5 protein-coding genes and 1 tRNA gene are annotated in these 4973 nt (G+C 50.1%); 4 read left to right on the forward strand and 2 right to left on the reverse strand.

Annotated features, from left to right (window positions below):
• Positions 1-180, forward strand: a 180-nt coding sequence (locus JKK62_RS16810) for a transposase domain-containing protein (RefSeq protein ID WP_201428930.1), incomplete at its 5' end; no start/stop codon positions are given.
• A gap of 130 nt (positions 181-310) precedes the next feature.
• Here JKK62_RS16810 and JKK62_RS16815 read toward each other — a convergent pair.
• Both JKK62_RS16815 and JKK62_RS16820 read right to left on the reverse strand, forming a co-directional pair.
• A complete protein-coding gene (locus JKK62_RS16815) occupies positions 311-670 on the reverse strand; it encodes a TnpV protein (protein WP_201428931.1) in 360 nt (119 codons plus the stop codon).
• A gap of 302 nt (positions 671-972) precedes the next feature.
• Positions 973-1059 (reverse strand) — tRNA-Leu (locus JKK62_RS16820).
• A gap of 277 nt (positions 1060-1336) precedes the next feature.
• On the opposite strand from JKK62_RS16820, the gene purC reads away from it, so the two are divergent.
• From purC to purB, 3 genes are all read left to right on the forward strand, one after another.
• A complete protein-coding gene (gene purC, locus JKK62_RS16825; protein WP_201428932.1) occupies positions 1337-2050 on the forward strand; it encodes a phosphoribosylaminoimidazolesuccinocarboxamide synthase in 714 nt (237 codons plus the stop codon).
• A 28-nt stretch (positions 2051-2078) separates the two neighbouring features.
• The gene (purF, locus tag JKK62_RS16830; RefSeq protein WP_399552678.1) at positions 2079-3560 is read left to right on the forward strand and encodes an amidophosphoribosyltransferase; all 1482 of its coding nucleotides are present in this window, start codon (positions 2079-2081) and stop codon (positions 3558-3560) included.
• On the forward strand, positions 3553-4973 hold a 1421-nt coding region (gene purB / locus JKK62_RS16835; protein WP_201428934.1), incomplete at its 3' end, for an adenylosuccinate lyase. The genes purF and purB, both read left to right, overlap by 8 nt.

The following is a 4973-nucleotide window of genomic DNA, read 5'->3' on the forward strand; positions in this document are numbered from 1 at the left end:
GAAACAGCAAAGGCAAACAACATAGAACCGTACACATACCTCAACCTCATTTTGACAAATATGCAGTACATAGGCAGACCGTTTTCAAATGAAGATCTGGAAAGCTTCATGCCCTGGAGCAAGGAGATCAAAGAATCCATTGCAACGAGAACCAAACCGGCACCATTAACAGAAGAATAAGGTTTTTGCATAATCAAGCCCTCGGTGTTTTGCCGAGGGCTTGCGTTTTGGGGGATGGGGTGGTTGTTGAGCGGTTACCCCGTTTTTGCGTAGAATGCCCTTCACGGGCGTTTTAAGCGCCTATTGTTTTTTAGCTGTAAATCAACTCGTGATTGACAATTTCTTCGGCACGGTTGCGGATAGAGTTCATCTTTTTAACCCACAGCATTTGATTTTCTGCTTTGAGCTGTTCTGTTACACCCTCACGCTCTGCAAGCTGACTTACCAACCGATCAAACATATTCTCCGCCTGTTCGTCGATATCGGCGAGATAAGCGGTCAGCTTGCCTTTAGTAAGCAGATTTGTGTAGAGAATTTTACGATTGTGTTCCAAATAACGAAGCCTACGTTTACCGAATACGCCGATTTCGACCTTCGGCTGGTTGGGTAATTTCAAATCGGGAAGAAGATAATCACCCTGCTGTGTATAAGATATTTTTGTCGTCGTCATAGTCTTTACCTCCGAAAATAGTGAAATTTTTTATTGATCAGAAGCACGATTCAGCGCTTTTTAGGCTATTTTCGGTAATTTGACAGCATTTCAAATGCCGATATTCTTTGATTTTTCGATAAACACTGCGTTTTTGCCAAGAGAATTGACAGTAAATTTGACAGTAATTTATCTTATTTTAACAGATTTCAACTTTACTCAACTTAACTGTACGAACACTCGGAAACCCAGTATTCAAGCCGTTTTTGGGCATTCTGAGAAATTTTGGCAAAGAAAAAAGACAGTCCGAAAACTGTCTTTTTTGGTGCCGGTGACCGGACTCGAACCGGTACGGTATCGCTACCGGCGGATTTTGAGTCCGCTACGTCTGCCAATTCCATCACACCGGCAATTTTACCATGCTTAATTATACATTAATAACTTAAAAAAATCAAGTCTTATTTTCAGGTTTTCTCTTTGTTTTGAGTTGTTGCAAATTTATATATAAATTTACCTGAATACGAAAATATTTTATTTTATTCGGAAAAATTCGTTTTTAATTCTTATACGGTTGCCAAAATGACAAAACTATTATATAATATAGACGTATTGGTATTTTCAGCGGTCAGGCGACCTTCGGCAGACTCCGACGGTTTCCGCCGCAACGAATCTTTGGAGGAATGACAGATGGAAAAGAAAGAAATGCTCTACGAAGGCAAGGCTAAAAAGGTATTCGCTACAGACGACCCCGCTCTCTGCGTTGTATCCTACAAGGACGACGCCACCGCGTTCAACGGTGAGAAGAAGGGCACCATTGTCGGCAAGGGTGTTGTAAACAACAGAATGAGCAACTTCATGTTCAAGCTGCTTGAGAAGAACGGCGTTCCCACCGACTATGTCGAGGAGCTCAACGACCGCGACACCGTGCTCAAGAAGGTTCAGATTGTTCCTCTTGAGGTAATTGTCAGAAACAAGGCCGCAGGTTCCTTTTCAAAGCGTTTCGGCGTTCCCGAAGGCACAGCGTTCAAGTGCCCGACCCTCGAGTACTGCCTCAAGGACGACGCTCTCGGCGATCCCATGATCAACGACAGCCAGATCATCGCTATCGGCGCCGCTACAAAGGAAGAGCTTGATACTATCGCGAAATACACCATGAAAATCAACGAGGTTATGGTTGCATTCTTCAAGGAGTGCAAGGTTGACCTTATCGACTTCAAGATCGAGTTCGGCAGACTGCCCGACGGCACCATCATTCTCGCAGACGAGATTTCTCCCGACACCTGCCGTTTCTGGGATGTTGACACCCAGGAGAAGCTCGACAAGGACCGTTTCCGTCGCGACATGGGCGGCGTAGAAGAGGCTTATGCCGAAATGATGAAGAGAATCGGTCTCGGCGAATAAAAAATTACAACCTGTTTCGGATGGTGAAATTTTGAATTATTCTTTCGACAACTTTGTAAAAGAAGGGCTGCACGAGGAGTGCGGCGTATTCGGAATATTCAGCGACGGCTCTCTTGACCCTGCCTATGCCTGCTACAACGGACTTCTTGCGCTTCAGCACAGAGGTCAGGAAAGCTGCGGCATTGCGGTGTCCGACGAGGGCGTTATCGACTATCATAAAAACATGGGACTTGTGACCGAGGTGTTCAACAACAGTATTCTTGACTCACTTCGCGGTCAGATGGGTATTTCCCACGTCCGTTATTCAACAGCAGGCGGCTCTGTGCTCGAAAACGCACAGCCGCTTGTTATGCGTTATGTAAAGGGTACTCTTTCCGTCGCTCACAACGGAAACCTCACCAACGCGGTTGAAATCCGCCGCGAGCTCGAGCATAAGGGTGCGATTTTCCAGACGACAATCGACAGTGAGGTTATCTGTTATCTTATCGCTCGCGCACGTCTTAACTGCCATTCCGTAGAGGAAGCGGTTGCTCAGACCATGACGCACATCAAGGGCGCGTACTCTCTGCTCGTAATGAGCCCGAGTAAGCTGATCGCAGCGCGCGACCCGCACGGATTCAGACCTCTGTGCATGGGTAAGCTCAACGGCACCTATGTTTTTGCCAGCGAGAGCGCAGCTCTTGACGCCTGCGGAGCCGAGTTTGTCCGCGACGTTGATCCGGGAGAGATCGTCATTGTAGACAATAAGGGACTTCGCACAATGAAGCCCGATTTCGGCGAAAAGAAAAAGTCCCTCTGCATCTTTGAGTATATCTACTTTGCGCGCAGCGATTCGTTTATCGACGGCGTGAGTGTGTATGAAGCGAGAAAGCAGGCGGGCAGGATTTTGGCACGAGAATTCCCCGTTGAGGCTGATATGGTCATCGGCGTACCCGAGTCGGGAATTGACGCGGCTATCGGCTACGCTGAGGAGAGCGGCATTCCCTACGAAAAGGCGATCGTCAAGAACAGCTACATCGGCAGAACCTTCATCAAGCCCAGCCAGTCCGAGCGCATGAAGAGCGTCAGGATCAAGCTCAATCCGATTGCTGACATGGTACGCGGCAAGCGTGTGGTTATGATCGACGACAGTATCGTTCGCGGAACCACCGTCGACCGCATAGTCACAATGCTCAGAGACGCCGGCGCAAAGGAAGTACATATGCGCATAAGCTCGCCGCCGTTCATGTGGCCTTGCTACTACGGCACCGACATTCCGTCGCGCGGAGAGCTGATTGCCTGCAACCATACAATAGAGGAGATCACCAAGCTCAGCGGAGCCGATTCCCTCGGCTATCTGCCTGTTGAAAGCCTTCACGAGATGATAGGCTACGCGCCTGTCGGCTTCTGTCAGGGCTGCTTCACGGGCGATTACCCCGCCGATATTATCCGCGAGACTCTCGAGGGTAAGGAACGCGGCGGAATGAATTTTGACAGCAAATGTATCGGAAAGGAACAGGAAAATGAGTAAGGATTGTTATGAGTCACCCTTGTCCGCGCGTTACGCGAGCAAGGAAATGAAATATATATTCTCACCCGACAAGAAATTCCGCACCTGGCGCAGACTCTGGATTGCGCTTGCCGAGGCGGAAATGGAGCTGGGTCTGCCCGTAACACAGGCTCAGATCGACGAGCTCAAGGCTCACGCCGACGACATCAACTATGAAGTCGCGCAGGAGAGAGAGAAGCTCGTCCGCCACGACGTAATGTCCCACGTCTACGCTTACGGCGTGCAGTGCCCGAACGCAAAGGGTATTATCCACCTCGGAGCTACCTCGTGCTACGTCGGCGACAACACCGATATCATCATTATGACCGAGGGTCTGAAGCTTGTCCGCAACAAGCTGATCACCGTTATCCGCAACCTTTCCAAATTCGCGGACGAATACAAGGCGCTTCCGACACTCGCGTTTACACATTTTCAGCCCGCTCAGCCCACGACCGTAGGCAAGCGCGCGACCCTCTGGATCCAGGAATTCATGATGGATCTCGAGGACGTCGAGTATCAGCTTTCAAAGGCTAAGCTGCTCGGCTCAAAGGGTACCACAGGTACTCAGGCGAGCTTTTTGGAGCTCTTTGACGGCGACCATGAGAAGTGCAAGGCTCTCGATAAGAAGATCGCCGAAAAAATGGGCTATCAGGCTTGCTTCCCCGTATCGGGACAGACCTACTCGCGCAAGCTCGATTCACAGTTCCTCAATGTACTTGCGGGTATCGCGCAGTCCGCGGCGAAGTTCTCCAACGATATCAGACTTCTGCAGCACCTCAAGGAGGTAGAGGAGCCGTTCGAGAAGAACCAGATCGGTTCATCTGCGATGGCCTACAAGCGCAACCCGATGCGCAGCGAGCGAATCGGTTCTCTTTCGCGTTACGTGATGGTTGACGTGCTCAACGGTTACTTCACGACCGCTACACAGTGGTTTGAGCGCACACTTGACGACTCAGCGAACAAGCGTCTGAGCGTGCCCGAAGCGTTCCTCGCGATCGACGGAGTGCTCTCACTCTGCGCTAACGTCGCTGACGGTCTGGTCGTTTACCCGAAGGTTATTGAGCAGCGTCTGCGCAAGGAGCTGCCCTTCATGGCAACCGAGAACATCATGATGGACGCTGTAAAGAAGAGAGGCGCTGACCGTCAGCAGCTTCACGAGAGAATCCGCGTTCACTCAATGGCAGCTTCCAAGGTCATCAAGGAGGAAGGCGGCGAGAACGACCTTCTCAGCAGAATCGCATCAGACGAGGCGTTCGGCGTAACGCTCGAGGAGCTTGAGAACATTCTCCAGCCCGAGAAGTACACAGGCAGAGCAAAGGAGCAGACCGGGGACTTCCTCGCTGAATATGTTGCTCCCGCGCTCGAAAAATACAAGGATATTGAATCGGACAAACC

Source organism: Ruminococcus difficilis (assembly GCF_016680995.1).